The 15,221-nt window shown below is 44.2% G+C and carries 15 protein-coding genes and 1 pseudogene; 13 read left to right on the forward strand and 3 right to left on the reverse strand.

What is annotated here, in order from left to right:
- Window positions 1–215: 215 nt before the first annotated feature.
- The 4 genes from fabD (at window position 216) to lysM (ending at window position 2,948) form a co-directional block, all read left to right on the forward strand.
- A complete protein-coding gene (gene fabD, locus RJ01_RS08000) occupies window positions 216–1,202 on the forward strand; it encodes an ACP S-malonyltransferase (RefSeq protein WP_034170669.1) in 987 nt (328 codons plus the stop codon).
- Window positions 1,199–1,933 (forward strand): 3-oxoacyl-ACP reductase FabG, encoded by a 735-nt coding sequence (gene fabG / locus RJ01_RS08005; RefSeq protein WP_034170670.1) that lies wholly within the window; start codon window positions 1,199–1,201, stop codon window positions 1,931–1,933. Before fabD ends, fabG begins: the two co-directional genes overlap by 4 nt.
- A gap of 86 nt (window positions 1,934–2,019) precedes the next feature.
- A complete protein-coding gene (acpP, locus tag RJ01_RS08010) occupies window positions 2,020–2,256 on the forward strand; it encodes an acyl carrier protein (RefSeq protein ID WP_004783299.1) in 237 nt (78 codons plus the stop codon).
- A 182-nt stretch (window positions 2,257–2,438) separates the two neighbouring features.
- Complete coding sequence (gene lysM / locus RJ01_RS08015) at window positions 2,439–2,948, forward strand: peptidoglycan-binding protein LysM (RefSeq protein WP_034170671.1); 510 nt, start codon at window positions 2,439–2,441, stop codon at window positions 2,946–2,948.
- 124 nt (window positions 2,949–3,072) lie between these two features.
- On the opposite strand, the gene RJ01_RS08020 is transcribed toward lysM, so the two are convergent.
- Window positions 3,073–3,540 (reverse strand): Lrp/AsnC ligand binding domain-containing protein, encoded by a 468-nt coding sequence (locus RJ01_RS08020; protein ID WP_004783295.1) that lies wholly within the window; start codon window positions 3,538–3,540, stop codon window positions 3,073–3,075.
- Between the two features lie 140 nt (window positions 3,541–3,680).
- Here RJ01_RS08020 and RJ01_RS08025 point away from each other — a divergent pair, with 140 nt between their 5' ends.
- From RJ01_RS08025 to RJ01_RS08040, 4 genes are all read left to right on the forward strand, one after another.
- The gene (locus tag RJ01_RS08025; RefSeq protein ID WP_034170672.1) at window positions 3,681–4,940 is read left to right on the forward strand and encodes a D-amino acid dehydrogenase; all 1,260 of its coding nucleotides are present in this window, start codon (window positions 3,681–3,683) and stop codon (window positions 4,938–4,940) included.
- A gap of 35 nt (window positions 4,941–4,975) precedes the next feature.
- On the forward strand, window positions 4,976–6,106 hold the full coding sequence (alr, locus tag RJ01_RS08030) for an alanine racemase (protein WP_034170673.1): 1,131 nt from the start codon (window positions 4,976–4,978) through the stop codon (window positions 6,104–6,106).
- 20 nt (window positions 6,107–6,126) lie between these two features.
- Window positions 6,127–6,489, forward strand: a complete 363-nt coding sequence (locus RJ01_RS08035) for a RidA family protein (protein ID WP_034170674.1) — start codon at window positions 6,127–6,129, stop codon at window positions 6,487–6,489.
- Window positions 6,490–6,641: 152 nt separating this feature from the next.
- Complete coding sequence (locus RJ01_RS08040; protein ID WP_034170675.1) at window positions 6,642–8,081, forward strand: amino acid permease; 1,440 nt, start codon at window positions 6,642–6,644, stop codon at window positions 8,079–8,081.
- 55 nt (window positions 8,082–8,136) lie between these two features.
- Here the strand turns inward: RJ01_RS08040 and RJ01_RS08045 are convergent, their stop codons facing one another.
- Both RJ01_RS08045 and RJ01_RS08050 read right to left on the reverse strand, forming a co-directional pair.
- Entirely contained in the window at window positions 8,137–8,589 is a 453-nt protein-coding gene (locus RJ01_RS08045; RefSeq protein WP_004783286.1) for a CopD family protein, read from the reverse strand.
- Between the two features lie 23 nt (window positions 8,590–8,612).
- The gene (locus RJ01_RS08050) at window positions 8,613–9,842 is read right to left on the reverse strand and encodes a beta-ketoacyl synthase N-terminal-like domain-containing protein (RefSeq protein ID WP_034170676.1); all 1,230 of its coding nucleotides are present in this window, start codon (window positions 9,840–9,842) and stop codon (window positions 8,613–8,615) included.
- Between the two features lie 275 nt (window positions 9,843–10,117).
- Here RJ01_RS08050 and RJ01_RS08055 point away from each other — a divergent pair, with 275 nt between their 5' ends.
- The 5 genes and pseudogenes from RJ01_RS08055 to RJ01_RS15800 all read left to right on the forward strand — a co-directional run.
- Window positions 10,118–11,620 (forward strand): EcsC family protein, encoded by a 1,503-nt coding sequence (locus RJ01_RS08055; RefSeq protein ID WP_034170677.1) that lies wholly within the window; start codon window positions 10,118–10,120, stop codon window positions 11,618–11,620.
- A gap of 155 nt (window positions 11,621–11,775) precedes the next feature.
- Complete coding sequence (gene rpsL, locus RJ01_RS08060; protein WP_004783283.1) at window positions 11,776–12,150, forward strand: 30S ribosomal protein S12; 375 nt, start codon at window positions 11,776–11,778, stop codon at window positions 12,148–12,150.
- 180 nt (window positions 12,151–12,330) lie between these two features.
- Window positions 12,331–12,801, forward strand: coding sequence for a 30S ribosomal protein S7 (rpsG, locus tag RJ01_RS08065; protein WP_004783282.1), 471 nt, complete (start codon window positions 12,331–12,333; stop codon window positions 12,799–12,801).
- Window positions 12,802–12,931: 130 nt separating this feature from the next.
- Window positions 12,932–15,067 carry an elongation factor G gene (gene fusA, locus RJ01_RS08070; protein ID WP_034170678.1) on the forward strand — a complete coding sequence of 712 codons (2,136 nt, stop codon included), beginning with the start codon at window positions 12,932–12,934 and terminating at the stop codon, window positions 15,065–15,067.
- A 93-nt stretch (window positions 15,068–15,160) separates the two neighbouring features.
- Window positions 15,161–15,221: pseudogene (locus tag RJ01_RS15800) on the forward strand (elongation factor Tu); the annotation flags it as partial.

Raw genomic sequence — 15,221 nt, forward strand, 5'->3', positions numbered from 1 at the left:
CAAGCTTGATAGAAAAAATGGGAGCGTTAAGCTCCCTTTTTTTTGTCTGTCACTTTTAGGCGCTTTAATAAAGTCGGGCTTTTTGTTGTATTTGGCAATTACCCCAGCCAAAATTACGTGCTAAATTGCGCTCCACAATGAGTTAGGTGGTATTTAGCTGTTAATTTTCATCAATTCTGTGAAGATTAGCGCCTCTTAATTGAAAGGATTTTATTATGTCTGCTAAACAACTCGAGCAAGCAGCTCAGGCAACCAAAACTGCATTTGTATTCCCAGGTCAGGGATCGCAGAAGGCGGGCATGCTCGCTGAACTGGCTGAGCAGTTTAGTAGTGTAGGTGACACATTTGCCGAGGCATCTGAAGCAGTAGGCTTCGATCTGTGGCAGATTGCACAAAGTGGTGAAGGTCTGAATCAGACTGAATTCACTCAACCGGTTCTTCTGACTGCATCGATTGCATTATGGCGTGTATGGTTGGAACTGGGTGGTGTTGCACCAAAGTATCTGGCTGGCCATTCTTTAGGTGAATATAGTGCGCTGGTTGCGGCGGGTGCGTTAAGCTTGGGTGATGCAGTGAAACTGGTCAACCTGCGCGGTAAGCTGATGCAAGATGCAGTCCCACAAGGTGTTGGTGCAATGGCGGCAATTCTAGGGCTGGAAGATGCTCAGGTGGTTGAACTTTGTGCACAGGCGACAGCAGCCGGTGAAGGTTCAGTTGAAGCAGCCAACTACAATGCCAAAGGTCAAGTCGTTGTTGCAGGGAACAAAGATCGTGTTGATGCGGTAATTGAACTGGCAAAAGAAAATGGTGCTAAAGCGATCGCATTGCCCGTATCTGTTCCATCACATTGTTCATTGATGAAACCTGCCGCTGAACAGTTTGCTACGGCTTTGGAACAAACTGCCATTGAGCTACCACGTATTCCTGTAATACAAAATGTGGGCGCAGAAATTGCAACTGATGTGAATGCATTACGTCAGGCACTGACTGCGCAATTGTATGAATCTGTACAGTGGACCAAAACCCTGCAGTTCCTTCAAGACGAAGGTATTGCATATATCGTGGAATGCGGTCCGGGGAATGTACTTGCCAATATGGCAAAACGTTTACCAAATATCGAAAAAGCACTTCCACTGGATACTCAATCCCGTCTGGAAGATGCATTAAACACTGTATTGGTGGCAGAAGGGAAAATTGCATGACACAGGAACGTAAAGTTGCCTTAGTGACAGGTGCAAGCCGCGGCATTGGTGCTGCAATTGCACAACAACTCATTCAGGATGGCTACTTTGTGGTAGGAACTGCCACTTCTGAAGCGGGTGCAGAGAAACTTAACGCACAATTTGCTGAAAATGGTGCCGGTAAAGTTTTAGATGTACGTGATGGTGCTGCGATTGATGCACTGGTCAGCGATATTGAGCAAAGCTATGGTCCTGTGCTGGTACTGGTGAATAATGCCGGTATTACCAAAGACAACCTGTTATTACGCATGTCGGAAGACGACTGGGATGATATTTTAAACATCCATCTGAAAGCCGTTTATCGTTTATCTAAACGTGTGCTGAAAGGTATGACTAAAGCACGTTTCGGCCGTATCATTAATATCAGTTCTGTGGTGGCGCATTTTGCTAACCCAGGTCAGGCGAACTATTCAGCTGCCAAAGCAGGTATTGAAGCATTTGGTCGCAGTCTCGCTAAAGAAATGGGTAGTCGTCAGATTACAGTCAATGCTGTTGCACCAGGCTTTATCGCAACTGAAATGACTGAACAGTTAAGTGAAGAAATTCGCAAAAAAATGAGTGATCAAGTGGCTTTAAACCGTTTAGGTGATCCACAAGATATCGCGAATGCCGTAAGTTTCCTGGCATCGGACAAAGCCAGTTACATTACAGGTACAGTCATTCACGTTAATGGTGGTTTATACATGAGCTAAACGGCACATGTATTAACTTTCCAAATTTTATAGATTCAATTAAACTAACGGCATTAAAAACGCCACAAGCAATGAGGAGAATTCCTGTGAGCGATATCGAACAACGCGTTAAACAAGCGGTTGCAGAACAACTTGGTATCAAAGTCGAAGAGATTAAAAACGAAGCATCTTTCATGGATGACTTAGGTGCTGACTCTCTAGACCTAGTTGAACTTGTTATGTCTTTCGAAAATGACTTCGACATCACTATTCCTGATGAAGATTCTAACGAAATCACAACTGTTCAATCTGCTATTGACTATGTTACTAAAAAACTTGGTTAATACTGATTTTCAGCTTTGCTGAACCTAAAGACCACCGCAAGGTGGTTTTTTTGTGCCTGTAGAATAGATATAGGGTGATTTTACAATCGATAACCTTTTGCTTACCAATGACTAACTTTGTATCTGCTGCTTTCCTTGTACAAATAAGAATGATCTGATGAATAACAAGAATGGAGTCCACTATGGGTCTTTTTGATTTTGTAAAAGGCATTGGTAAAAAGAACACTGCAGCTGCGGAGCCACAACAAACACCGGCAGCAACTCAGCAGGCACCTGCCTCTGCACCTAAAGCAGCATCGGCTGAACCTTCTGCACAGGAAATAGCGAACAAATTATTAGGCCATGTTAAAAGCCTAGGACTGCCAATTACAGGATTGTCGATCAGCTATAACTCAACTTCAGATCTGGCAACCGTACGCGGACAGGTACAAAGTCAGGCGGATCGTGAAAAGATTATTTTAGCAGTAGGAAATGTTGATCATGTTGCTAAAGTAGATGACCAGCTGACTGTAGCGAATCCGGAACCTCAAAGTAAGTTCTATACGGTTAAATCGGGTGATACTTTATCTAAAATTTCGAAAGAATTTTATGGTGATGCCAACCAGTACAACAAGATTTTCGAGGCAAATCGCCCTTTACTGAAAAATGCGGATGATATTTTCCCGGGTCAGGTACTACGTATTCCTGCCTAGTTTTAGATAATCATCAATATAAATAATAAAATTTTATTTTAAACTTATCTAATTCAGATAAACGGTTCACAACAAAGCCCCTTATGGGGTTTTGTTGTATCTACTACTTGAACCCTTGTCAGAATTAGATTCCTACATCCAGATATGAACTTTCCTTTACTTCTTCCATAACCACATAACTATGTGAGGAAGCAGAAGAGGGGAGCTTTTTTAATAAATCTCCAAGCAGACGCCGGTAAGCACTCATTTCCTTTAGGCGTGCTTTCACCAGATAATCAAAATCTCCCGAGATCAGATGACATTCCAGTACTTCAGGAATTTCACTTAAGTCACGCGCGACCTGTTCAAATACATCGCCCGATTTGGCAGAAAGTTTGATTTCCAGAAACACCAGCAGGTTCTTTTCCAGTTTTTCCGGATTGAGTCGGGCATGGTAACCCATGATGATTCCATCGCGTTCCAGTCGCTTGACCCGCTCGGAACAGGGTGTGGTGGAGAGGTTGACTCGGGAGGCGAGTTCACTGATTGCAATGCGCCCATCGCGCTGCAGGATATCTAAAATCATGCGATCAATGCGGTCTAATTTACGCATCTATTATTCCCTTAATTTTTAAAAATGACGCGAAAAATCTAGTGAATTTGCTGAATATATCAGTTTAAAACAGTGAAATTCACTATTGATCCAAAAATATACTGGTCAAATAAACTATAAATGTCATTGAGGGTAATGTCATGCGCGTAATTGTATTAGGTGGTGGTGTCATTGGTGTAACAAGTGCCTACTATCTTGCGCAGCAGGGAGCAGAAGTGACTGTCCTTGATCGTCAGGCGGGTCCAGCTGAAGAAACCAGTTTTGGTAATGCAGGCCAGATTTCTCCTGGTTATTCGACACCGTGGGCAGCACCTGGCATTCCATTTAAAGCAGTGAAGTGGATGTTTCAGCATCATGCACCATTGGCGATTAATGTCGATGGTAGTCTGTGGCAGTTACAGTGGATGGCTCAGATGCTGAAAAACTGTAATGCTCAGCATTATGCAGTGAATAAAGAACGTATGGTGCGGGTCGCTGAATATAGCCGTGACTGTTTACGTAATCTACGTCGTGATATCGGCATCTCTTATGAAAACCGTTCTAAAGGAACGTTGCAGATTTTCCGTAAGGAAGCACAGCTCGATGCGGTGCAACGTGATATCGAAGTGCTGAAAGAAACCGGCGTGGATTTTGAGTTGCTGGATCGTGAGCAGCTAGCCAAAGTTGAACCGGCACTGGCAGAAGCTAAAGATAAACTGGTGGGTGGTTTGCATCTGCCAAATGATGAAACCGGTGATTGCTACCTGTTTACCAATGCACTGGCCAATTACGCCAAAGGCATGGGCGTACAGTTCAAGTTTAACCAGCATGTTGAAAAACTGCTGTTTGAAGGTGACCAGATTAAAGGTGTACTGGTCAATGGTCAGGTGTTGACCGCAGATAGATATGTGCTGGCTTTCGGCAGCTATTCCCGTGATTTTCTGAAGCCGTTACACCTGGATCTGCCAGTATATCCAGTCAAAGGTTATTCATTGACCATTCCAATTGTGGATCAGACTCATGCACCACAATCGACTGTGCTGGATGAAACTTACAAGATTGCATTGACTCGTTTTGATCAGCGCATCCGTGTCGGTGGTATGGCAGAGCTAACAGGCTTTAATTTGGGCCTGAATGAGGATCGCCGTGCAACCTTGGAAATGGTCACTCGTGACCTGTTCCCGGGTGGTGACATGGCGCAGGCCAGTTTCTGGACCGGCTTACGTCCAATGACTCCAGATAGCACACCAATTATTGGACCGACACGCTTTAACAATCTGTTCCTGAATACCGGACACGGTACGCTGGGCTGGACCATGGCATGTGGCTCAGGAAAGCTGATCAGTGATTTGGTACTGGGCCAAGAACCTGAAATTAGTACTGAAGGCTTGTCGCTGAATCGTTATCAGCAGGTTGCTTAAGCTTTTAAGGATTATCAGTTTCAGGGAAGAAATTTATGCCACGTCCAATACACGCGGTGATTCATCAACAGGCATTGCAACATAACCTGCAAGTTGCACGTTCCTGCGCACCTCAAAGCAAGGTCTTTGCAATCGTCAAAGCTGATGCTTATGGGCATGGTATTGAGCGGGTTTATGCCGCATTAAAAAGTGCCGATGGTTTTGCCTTTCTGGATCTTATTGAAGGAAAGCGTTTGCGTGCCTTAGGTTGTGACAAACCCTTATTGTTGCTGGAAGGCATTTTTGGCCTTGAAGATTTATTCGACTGCGCCAAGTATGAGATGAGTTTTGCAATTCATGCCCAGCATCAACTGGAATGGTTAAAAACCTTTGTCCAATTACAACCAGACGTACAGTTTGATGTCTTTTTAAAAATGAATAGCGGAATGAACCGGCTCGGTTTTTTACCTGAGCAGTATCCTGCCGCTTTTCAGGAATTAAAAAATATTCAGCAGGTACGCTCCATCAGTCATATGACACATTTCTCCGATGCGGATGGCATGCGCCTTGGACAGGAAGGTATTGAACATCAACAGCTGATCTTTACCGAAACCATTCAAAATCTGCCGGGTAAAACCTCACTCAGTAATAGTGCTGCCATTCTGCGTCATCATCAGCATATACAGTCAGACATTGTACGTAGCGGCATCATGCTTTACGGCAGTTCACCTGACTATCCCACCCATACGATTGATCACTGGAACTTAAAGCCGACCATGAGTCTGCGTAGCGAACTGATCGCGATTCAGCAGGTTCGGGCAGGAGACAGCATCGGTTATGGCTCTACTTTTATAGTTGGGCAAGATATGCAGATTGGTATTGTGGCCTGTGGTTATGCGGATGGTTATCAGCGAATCACACAAACTGGAACACCAGTTTTGGTAGATGGGATTCGAACCCAAACGATCGGTCGCGTCAGTATGGATATGCTGGCGGTTGATTTAGATTCTGTCCCGGATGCACAGATTGGTAGCGAAGTTGTGCTGTGGGGACAATCCATTCACGGCACAGTATTACCGATTGATGAAGTAGCCGCGGGTTCGGGTACGGTTGGCTATGAGCTGATGTGTGCCATCACCCAACGTGTGCCCGTGCAGATTGAAAGTTTAAGATTAAACAAATATTAGAAATAAGAGAGGATAAAATTATGACGGAACATATAGATATTCAGCGTTTGAACAGCAATCAGGTGATGAGTGCTGTCACCATTCACAATCAAACCGTGTATTTATCAGGGCAGGTGCCGGACAGCACCAGTCTGGATATTCGTGGTCAAACGCGTGAAGTGCTCATGAAGATTGATCAACTCCTTAAACTGGCAGGTACAGACAAAAGCCGTCTGTTATCTGCACAGCTCTTTGTTAAAAACCTGGAAGACTTTCAAACCGTCAATGCGCTCTGGATTGAATGGCTCGAGGGATGTGGTACACCAGCACGCGCAACCATTCAGGCGGATTTGGTGAATCCCGCCTGGTTAATTGAAATTGCAGTGATTGCAGCGCTCCCTTAAGTTGTTTCAGATTTTTATATCTCCCAACTTGATTTTGTAAGCACATCAGGCCTGATCACTTAATTCATTAAATGAAACTGCATCTGCAATCAGGATTTCAGGAAGAAATCCGATCAGATAAGCGAAGGCTTGATGTGAAAAAGGAACCGAATATGAATACAGCCTCCTCTAAAGATGATGCATCATCATCTCCCCATGAATTACAGCGTAAGCTCTCTAACCGACATTTGCAGTTGATTGCCATTGGTGGTGCCATTGGTACAGGACTGTTTATGGGTTCTGGTAAAACAATTGCACTGGCAGGGCCTTCAATCTTGTTTATCTACATGATTATTGGAGCCATGTTCTTTTTCCTGATGCGTGCATTAGGGGAAATCCTGTTATCTAATCTGCACTATAAATCCTTCATTGATATGGCGCATGACCTGATTGGTCCGGGGGCTGGCTATTATATTGGCTGGTCGTACTGGCTGGGCTGGATTCTGGTCGGCATTGCTGACTTAGCGGCAATTATCAATTATCTAAATTTCTGGCTGCCGCCCGACATGACCTTTACACCCATGGGGCAGGCCATGATCAGTGTTGGCTGTGTATTGCTGGTACTAGGAATTAACCTGCTGACCGTGAAGCTGTTTGGTGAAATCGAGTTCTGGTTCGCCCTGATTAAAATCTTGGCGATTTTGGGCCTGATTGCGATTGGCGGATATATGATCTTCAGCGACTTCCAGGCACCAAGTGGTTCGGCTGCCAGCCTGACCAATGTCTGGGCCTATGATGGTATGTTCCCTAAGGGCACAATGGGCTTTCTGGCTGGTTTTCAGATTGCAATGTTTGCTTTCGTAGGTGTAGAGCTGCTGGGTACGATGGCGGCTGAAACCAAGGATCCGGAAAAGAACTTGCCTAAAGCAGTGAATGCGATTCCTACACGGATCATCTTGTTCTATGTATTGTCTCTGCTGGTGATTATGTCTGTAACGCCGTGGGTAGAAATTCCTGCTGATCAAAGTCCTTTTGTGACTCTTTTCTTGCATGCGGGTATTCCCGTATCAGCCATTATCATGAATCTGGTGGTGCTGTCTTCTGTAATGTCTTCCATGAACAGTGGCGTGTTCTCTACCAGCCGGATGCTGTTTGGTCTGGCACGTGATGGTCAGGCACCCCAGGCTTTGGCTGAGCTTTCAAGTCGTGCAGTTCCGGCTAAAGGTCTGTTATTTTCCTGTGCCTTTATTATGGCGGGTGCAGCTTTCCAGTATTTTGTGCCGAACACGATGGAAGCCTTTACGCTGGCCAGCTCACTCTGTGTGATTCTGTTTATCAGTATCTGGGGACTGATTATGGTGTGTTATATCCGTTACCGTAAACAGCAACCTGAAAAACATGCCACTTCGACCTTCAAAATGCCAGGCGGAATCTGGATGTCCTATCTGGTGCTGATCTTCTTGTTTTTTGCCTTAGTTATTTTAAGTCTGGAAGCAGATACCATGAAAGCACTGATGATTAGTCCGCTTTGGTTGGCGATTCTGTTCGCCACCTATCATACTTTGTATAAACCACGTCTTCGTAAACGTCAGCAACTTCTCTCCGGAGAATAAAGTGCAGACATAAAAAATCCCCGATCAATCGGGGATTTTTTAATTTTAGGGAATTTTAGAAAGTAGGTTTTACCACCACTAAAATCACCACAGCAAATAAAATCAGCGTTGGCATTTCATTAAAGAAGCGCCAGAACTTGTGTGACTTGTAATGGGCATTTTCCATCAGTTTCTTACGATAATAACCACATACCAAATGGTAAATGACTAGCAAGCCAACCAGGCCGACTTTCAGATAGAACCATAAGGCTTCATGGTAATGACGCGTTGCATCACCCCAATCGACTAGAAAGTGTGCTGTGATCAGCGTGGCGACCATGGCTGGCCACATGATTCCGCGATACAGCTTGCGTTCCATAATTTCAAAGCGTTGATGACTTACGACATCTTCACTCATGGCATGGTAGACATAAAGCCGTGGCAGATAGAACAAAGCAGCGAACCAGCAAACCACAGCAATAATATGTAATGCTTTTACCCACAAGAAAGCATCAGAAGGAGCATCCATCAAGTCACCCTAAAATGGGCGGCTTAGCCTTCCCATTTTTTGAAAACGAGACAAGCATTTACGCCGCCGAAACCGAAACTGTTACTCATCACAGTATTCAATTTTGCGTCACGTTTTTCAAGTACGATATCAAATGGTTTTGCGCCTTCATCCAGTTCGGTCACGTTGATGTTTGGTGCAATAAAGTCATTTTGCATCATCAGGATAGAGTAGATCGCTTCCTGTACACCTGCAGCACCCAGGCTGTGACCTGTCATAGATTTAGTCGAGCTGAGTGGAGGAACCTGACCTTCACCGAAGGCACGTGCCATGGCTTTAAGTTCAGTAACATCACCTGCTGGAGTAGAAGTACCATGTGTATTCACATAGTCAATTTTATCTACGCCATGCTGTTTGGCTTCTTCTAGAGCCATCAGGATACAGCGTGTTGCACCTTCGCCAGATGGAGCAACCATGTCAGCGCCATCCGAATTGGCTGCATAAGCCACAACTTCAGCCAGAATATTCGCACCACGTGCCTGAGCATGTTCTAGAGACTCAAGTACCACGAAACCGCCACCGCCAGCAATCACGAAACCGTCACGGTCTACTGAATATGGACGAGAAGCTGTTTCAGGAGTGTCGTTGTATTTAGAGCACAATGCACCCATCGCATCGAATAGCAGGCTTTGAGACCAGTGATCTTCTTCACCACCACCGGCAAGCATTAGATCCTGTTTACCCAGTTGGATCAGGTTGTAAGCATAACCAATGGCATCGGCAGAAGTTGCACAAGCACTAGTAATCGAGTGTGCAATCCCTTGTAATTTAAATGCCACACCGACGTTCGCAGTAATGGTATTTGACATGTTGCGTGGGACGAAGAATGGACCGACTTTGCGTGCGCCTTTTTCTTCCAGCAATTTTGTCATTTCTACTACAGATGCTGTCGAGTTGCCGCCTGAACCACCGGCAATACCATAACGTGGATTATTCGCCAGATCTTCCTGTTTTAAGCCAGCATGTTCAACAGCAGCCACCGCAGCATTGTAGGCATACATCGCACACACGCCCATAAAGCGTTTCAGCTTACGGTCAATACCATCAAAATCCTGTTCAGCAGCAGCGCTAACATGGCTCTTGAAATTCAGTTCAGCATAAGTCGGATTAAAACGTGTTCCTGAAATCCCGTTTTGTAAAGAGTGATTCACATCCTCTAATGTATTACCAATGCACGAGTTAATACCCATACCAGTGATGACAACACGTTTCATCTACAGATCCTTATAGTTTATCTCTGGGGCAGCGGGAGATATCTGGCGTTGATAAGACAGCAAAATATAGCGCTAACCCCTATTTCACAATGCAGAACATCATAGCAGAAAGATTTTTGAAATCTTATGGCAAATGTTATGCCGTGTGACAGTAGGTTGAGTTTATAAAGTACTGTGTAGAGCTTTTACTAAATGAAACAGAATAAGGTTGAGATAAATGCTGACTACACCTAGTATTTATACCAAATACAAGCACGTGCATGCTGAGGTAAAAAATGGTAAATGCTAATAATAAACAATCTAATGGTCTGATTTCGAATGCCTTTGGAGTGGCGAAAAAGTTCAGTTCAACAGGTTTGGAACTGTTAAATCATGTTGCACCAGATTCTGTGACTAAAACCTTCAATACCGATCATGCTGTTGATGGCTCGGCAAAAGTCAAAAGCCCTTTTGCTTCAAAAAAATATGAAAATCCCAAAGACATGCTACGCGAACATCTTCCAAATGTTTCCCGTCAGCTGCTGGGCCGTCGTTTTAATACCGTGAATAATGTCGCGCATTTTGTTTCTCCCCAGCTGGCCGACAAAGTATCTGACTACTTTTATAATCACCTGAATCAGTTCAGCAACCAGATGAGTTCGGTTGATGCCATCCTGAATGAAGCTGGGGCGAAGGATCTGGAAGAACTAACTCAGGACACTACGCGTTCACAACGCATTTCTCAGGCATTTGCTGAACAAAATAAATGGATGGCGACGGTACAAGGCGCTGTAAGTGGTGTCACTGGGGTATTGGGAACTGCGATTGATATTCCAGCTTCTTTACTGATGGCACTGCGTACCATCTATCAAGTGGGACGTTCTTATGGTTTTGACCTGAGCAAGGAAGACGATCAGGAAATTGTACAGCATATCTTTAGACAGATTGATCTCAGTCTGATTGCAGAAAAACAGGCGCTGTTGATGGGGCTTAAAGCGCTGAGCAGTACTTTGAAAACACATGACCTTTCCCAGTTGCAGACTATGCTTGGATCAAGCAATGATGTGGAAACACTGAAAAAATGGCTCAGCAATCAGGATGGTAGCATGAAGTGGGAATGGATGAACCATTTCCCGAAACTGTCTTTATTAGAGCAGTTAACCAAACTGACTCCATTGGCGAGTGCAGGGATTGGCGCAGTCTATAGTCATCGCTTTGTGAATGATGTGAACCAGAAAGCACAAGAAGTATTCTCTCATGCCCGTCAGTATCTACAGCAGCATCAGGATCTAGGTTTGTCGCCATATGCTGCCTATGAAAAAGCCGTTGACCTGCTCCAGCAGGCGACCCCGAAGCTGATGGAAAATCTTGATCATTCAGCCGCTGATAAAGATAAGCCAATTCTGGATAAAGAAATCCCAATTGAAGGCAATCAAACTATCAAGCAAGTCAAACTGGTTAAGAAAGATCAGGAAAGCTTGAGCCCGGAAGAAGCTGAAGTGAAAAAAGATGAAAAGGTCAGTGAAGGTCTGGATGAATTGACCGATAAACTGGTTGAACACGCCGATGCTAAACAGGAACAAAAACCGGCTATTCCAAAAGATTCTTTTGATGCAGATGCAGCACTGGAAGAAGAGCTCGGCTTGCAGGAAAATGACACAGAAATGTTACAGGCAGCCGCTGAAGAAGAGACGGATACAAACAAGCCTGAAAACTCCGAGACTGCAGACAAACAAACGCAAGCTGAGGAAACTACGGAAGATGTTGCAAAAAATGCTGCCACGAAATCGAAAAAATAAGTGATTTTCGCCATAAAATAAACGCTTAAAGTCGAGATGCGATCGTATTTTGCCTGACTCCGGCATATTGACCGATTTTGCATCTTGACATACAATTGCATGCCCTCAAAAAGTAGTATTTTTTTGGGGCTTTTTATTAACGGGAGAATTGCCACATGGCAACAACAAATCAGTTGATCCGTAAGGGTCGTACGACTTTAGTTGAAAAATCTAAAGTTCCTGCGTTGAAGGCTTGTCCACAGCGCCGTGGTGTTTGTACACGTGTTTACACAACTACACCTAAAAAACCTAACTCAGCAATGCGTAAAGTTTGCCGTGTTCGCTTAACTTCAGGTTTCGAAGTTTCTAGCTACATCGGTGGTGAAGGCCATAACCTACAAGAGCACAGTGTTGTTCTTATCCGTGGTGGTCGTGTTAAAGACTTACCAGGTGTACGTTACCATACCGTTCGTGGTTCTTTAGACTGTGCTGGTGTTAAAGATCGTAACCAAGCTCGTTCTAAATACGGTACTAAACGTCCTAAGAAATAATCTTTTGAGATTAAGTTCTTATTTCGCTAGAACTGCAATCCTTTATCGTCTCGCTTGTCTGATTTCTGCATTTAATTTTGTGAAAATTCAAGCGACGTGTAGTAAGGCCAGCGAATGCACACGACACTTTGTGCTACTGCTGGATTAACCTGAAGTGTCATATTTATAGGTAGTTTTAAAATGCCAAGACGTCGCGTAGTCGCTGCTCGTGAAATCCTTCCGGATCCTAAGTTCAGCAGCCAAACAATCGCTAAATTCATGAACCACGTAATGCAAGATGGTAAAAAATCTATTGCTGAAAGTATCGTTTACGGTGCTTTAGACCGCGTTCAAGAAAAATCTAAAGTAGACCCAGTTGAATTTTTCGAGACTACTCTTGAAAAAGTTCGTCCTATGGTCGAAGTAAAAGCACGCCGTGTTGGTGGTGCTACATACCAGGTACCTATGGAAGTGCGCCCATCCCGTCGTACTGCCTTGGCTATGCGTTGGTTAGTAGATGCTGCTGCTAAGCGTTCTGAAAAAACTATGGCTTTACGTCTTGCTGGCGAGTTGCTTGATGCAGCTGAAGGTAAAGGCGCAGCGGTTAAAAAACGTGAAGATGTGCACCGTATGGCTGAAGCCAACAAAGCATTCTCTCACTACCGTTTCTAAGCAAATAAAACAGGCCCTTATCAGGACGGTGATGATATGGGTTTCACCCAATTGTCATCAAAGCGCTTTAAGTTGCTAGCAACTTAAAGCGTCCTGTTTTAAACAACAAAATTTAGGAATGCAAGAGATCATGGCTCGTCAAACCCCAATTTCTCGTTACCGTAACATTGGTATCTCTGCTCACATTGATGCGGGTAAAACCACAACTACTGAACGTATCTTGTTCTACACAGGTGTATCTCACAAAATTGGTGAAGTACATGATGGTGCAGCAACAATGGACTGGATGGAGCAAGAGCAAGAACGTGGTATTACCATTACTTCTGCTGCTACCACTACATTCTGGTCAGGTATGTCTAAGCAGTTCCCAGAACACCGTATCAACGTAATTGATACCCCGGGACACGTTGACTTCACAATCGAAGTTGAGCGTTCTATGCGTGTTCTTGATGGTGCATGTATGGTTTACTGTGCGGTAGGTGGTGTACAACCTCAGTCTGAAACTGTATGGCGTCAAGCTAACAAATACCAAGTGCCTCGTTTAGCATTCGTGAACAAGATGGACCGTACTGGTGCAAACTTCTTCCGTGTTGTTGAACAAATGAAAACACGTCTTGGTGCGCACCCTGTACCTGTAGTAATCCCTGTTGGCGCTGAAGAAAACTTCCAAGGCGTTATCGACCTGATCGAAATGAAAGCGATCATTTGGGACGAAGCTTCACAAGGTATGAAGTTCGAGTACGGTGATATCCCTGCTGATCTTCAAGAAACTGCTGAAGAATGGCGTACAAACATGGTTGAAGCTGCTGCTGAGGCTTCTGAAGAGTTAATGGATGAATACCTGAACAACGGTGATTTGACTAAAGAGCAAATCGTTGCTGGTCTTCGTGTTCAAACATTGGCTTGTGAAATTCAACCAATGCTTTGTGGTACAGCGTTCAAAAACAAAGGTGTTCAACGTATGTTGGACGCAGTAATTGAATTCTTGCCGTCTCCTACTGAAGTTAAAGCAATCGAAGGTATCCTTGACGACAAAGCTGAAACTAAAGCTGTTCGTGAAGCATCTGACGAAGCTCCGTTCTCTGCGCTTGCGTTCAAAATCATGAACGACAAATTCGTAGGTAACTTAACTTTCGTACGTGTTTATTCTGGTGTTCTTAAACAAGGTGACTCTGTTTATAACCCAGTGAAATCTAAACGTGAACGTATCGGCCGTATCGTGCAAATGCACGCGAACGATCGTCAAGACGTTGAAGAAATCCGTGCTGGTGACATCGCTGCGTGTGTAGGTCTTAAAGACGTAACTACTGGTGATACACTATGTGATGAGAAAAACATCATCACTCTAGAACGTATGGAATTCCCAGAGCCAGTAATTGCATTGGCTGTTGAACCAAAAACTAAAGCTGACCAAGAAAAAATGTCTATCGCTTTAGGTCGTTTGGCTAAGGAAGATCCATCATTCCGCGTTCGTACTGACGAAGAATCTGGTCAAACAATTATTGCTGGTATGGGTGAGCTTCACCTTGACATCATCGTTGACCGTATGAAACGTGAATTCAACGTTGAAGCGAACATTGGTAAACCAATGGTTGCTTACCGCGAAACAATCAAAAAGACTGTTGAGCAAGAAGGTAAGTTCGTACGTCAAACTGGTGGTAAAGGTAAATTCGGTCACGTATACGTACGTTTAGAACCGCTTGATCCTGAAGCTGGTAAAGAATACGAATTCGCTGAAGAAGTTGTAGGTGGTGTGGTACCTAAAGAATTCTTCGGTGCAGTTGACAAAGGTATCCAAGAACGTATGAAGAATGGTGTCCTTGCTGGTTATCCAGTAGTTGGCATCAAAGCGACATTGTTCGACGGTTCTTACCATGATGTCGACTCTGACGAATTATCGTTCAAGATGGCTGGTTCTTATGCCTTCCGTGACGGTTTCATGAAAGCAGATCCTGTTCTTCTTGAACCTATCATGAAAGTTGAAGTAGAAACTCCAGAAGACTACATGGGCGATATCATGGGTGACTTAAACCGTCGTCGTGGTATGGTTCAGGGTATGGACGATTTACCTGGTGGTACTAAAGCAATTAAAGCTGAAGTTCCACTTGCTGAGATGTTTGGTTACGCAACTCATATGCGTTCTATGTCTCAAGGTCGTGCGACTTACTCTATGGAATTTGCTAAATATGCTGAAACTCCACGTAACGTGGCTGACGGCATCATTTCTAAGTTCCAGTCTGGCGGTAAAAAAGGTGACGACGAGTAATCTTTCGATTACTATAAGCCCAAACTAATTCATAGTTAAAAACCAAGCGCTCATGCAGTGATCCTGCATGAGCAGTTCAAAAAGGAAGATCTCATGGCTAAGGCTAAGTTCGAACGTAATAAACCACACGTTAACGTGGGCACAATCGGTCACG

It is taken from the genome of Acinetobacter sp. YZS-X1-1 (assembly GCF_000804305.1).
GTDB classification, from domain to species: Bacteria; Pseudomonadota; Gammaproteobacteria; order Pseudomonadales; family Moraxellaceae; genus Acinetobacter; species Acinetobacter variabilis.

What these genes read in the sequence shown, in the direction of transcription:
- alr (WP_034170673.1), top strand. Translation starts at nt 4,976, where the DNA reads ATGCCACGTCCAATACACGCGGTGATTCATCAACAGGCATTGCAACAT.
- rpsL (WP_004783283.1), top strand. Translation starts at nt 11,776, where the DNA reads ATGGCAACAACAAATCAGTTGATCCGTAAGGGTCGTACGACTTTAGTT.
- fabD (WP_034170669.1), top strand. Translation starts at nt 216, where the DNA reads ATGTCTGCTAAACAACTCGAGCAAGCAGCTCAGGCAACCAAAACTGCA.
- RJ01_RS08040 (WP_034170675.1), top strand. Translation starts at nt 6,642, where the DNA reads ATGAATACAGCCTCCTCTAAAGATGATGCATCATCATCTCCCCATGAA.
- RJ01_RS08020 (WP_004783295.1), bottom strand. Translation starts at nt 3,540, where the DNA reads ATGCGTAAATTAGACCGCATTGATCGCATGATTTTAGATATCCTGCAG.
- rpsG (WP_004783282.1), top strand. Translation starts at nt 12,331, where the DNA reads ATGCCAAGACGTCGCGTAGTCGCTGCTCGTGAAATCCTTCCGGATCCT.
- RJ01_RS08045 (WP_004783286.1), bottom strand. Translation starts at nt 8,589, where the DNA reads ATGGATGCTCCTTCTGATGCTTTCTTGTGGGTAAAAGCATTACATATT.
- RJ01_RS08055 (WP_034170677.1), top strand. Translation starts at nt 10,118, where the DNA reads ATGGTAAATGCTAATAATAAACAATCTAATGGTCTGATTTCGAATGCC.
- lysM (WP_034170671.1), top strand. Translation starts at nt 2,439, where the DNA reads ATGGGTCTTTTTGATTTTGTAAAAGGCATTGGTAAAAAGAACACTGCA.
- fusA (WP_034170678.1), top strand. Translation starts at nt 12,932, where the DNA reads ATGGCTCGTCAAACCCCAATTTCTCGTTACCGTAACATTGGTATCTCT.
- RJ01_RS08025 (WP_034170672.1), top strand. Translation starts at nt 3,681, where the DNA reads ATGCGCGTAATTGTATTAGGTGGTGGTGTCATTGGTGTAACAAGTGCC.
- RJ01_RS08035 (WP_034170674.1), top strand. Translation starts at nt 6,127, where the DNA reads ATGACGGAACATATAGATATTCAGCGTTTGAACAGCAATCAGGTGATG.
- RJ01_RS08050 (WP_034170676.1), bottom strand. Translation starts at nt 9,842, where the DNA reads ATGAAACGTGTTGTCATCACTGGTATGGGTATTAACTCGTGCATTGGT.
- fabG (WP_034170670.1), top strand. Translation starts at nt 1,199, where the DNA reads ATGACACAGGAACGTAAAGTTGCCTTAGTGACAGGTGCAAGCCGCGGC.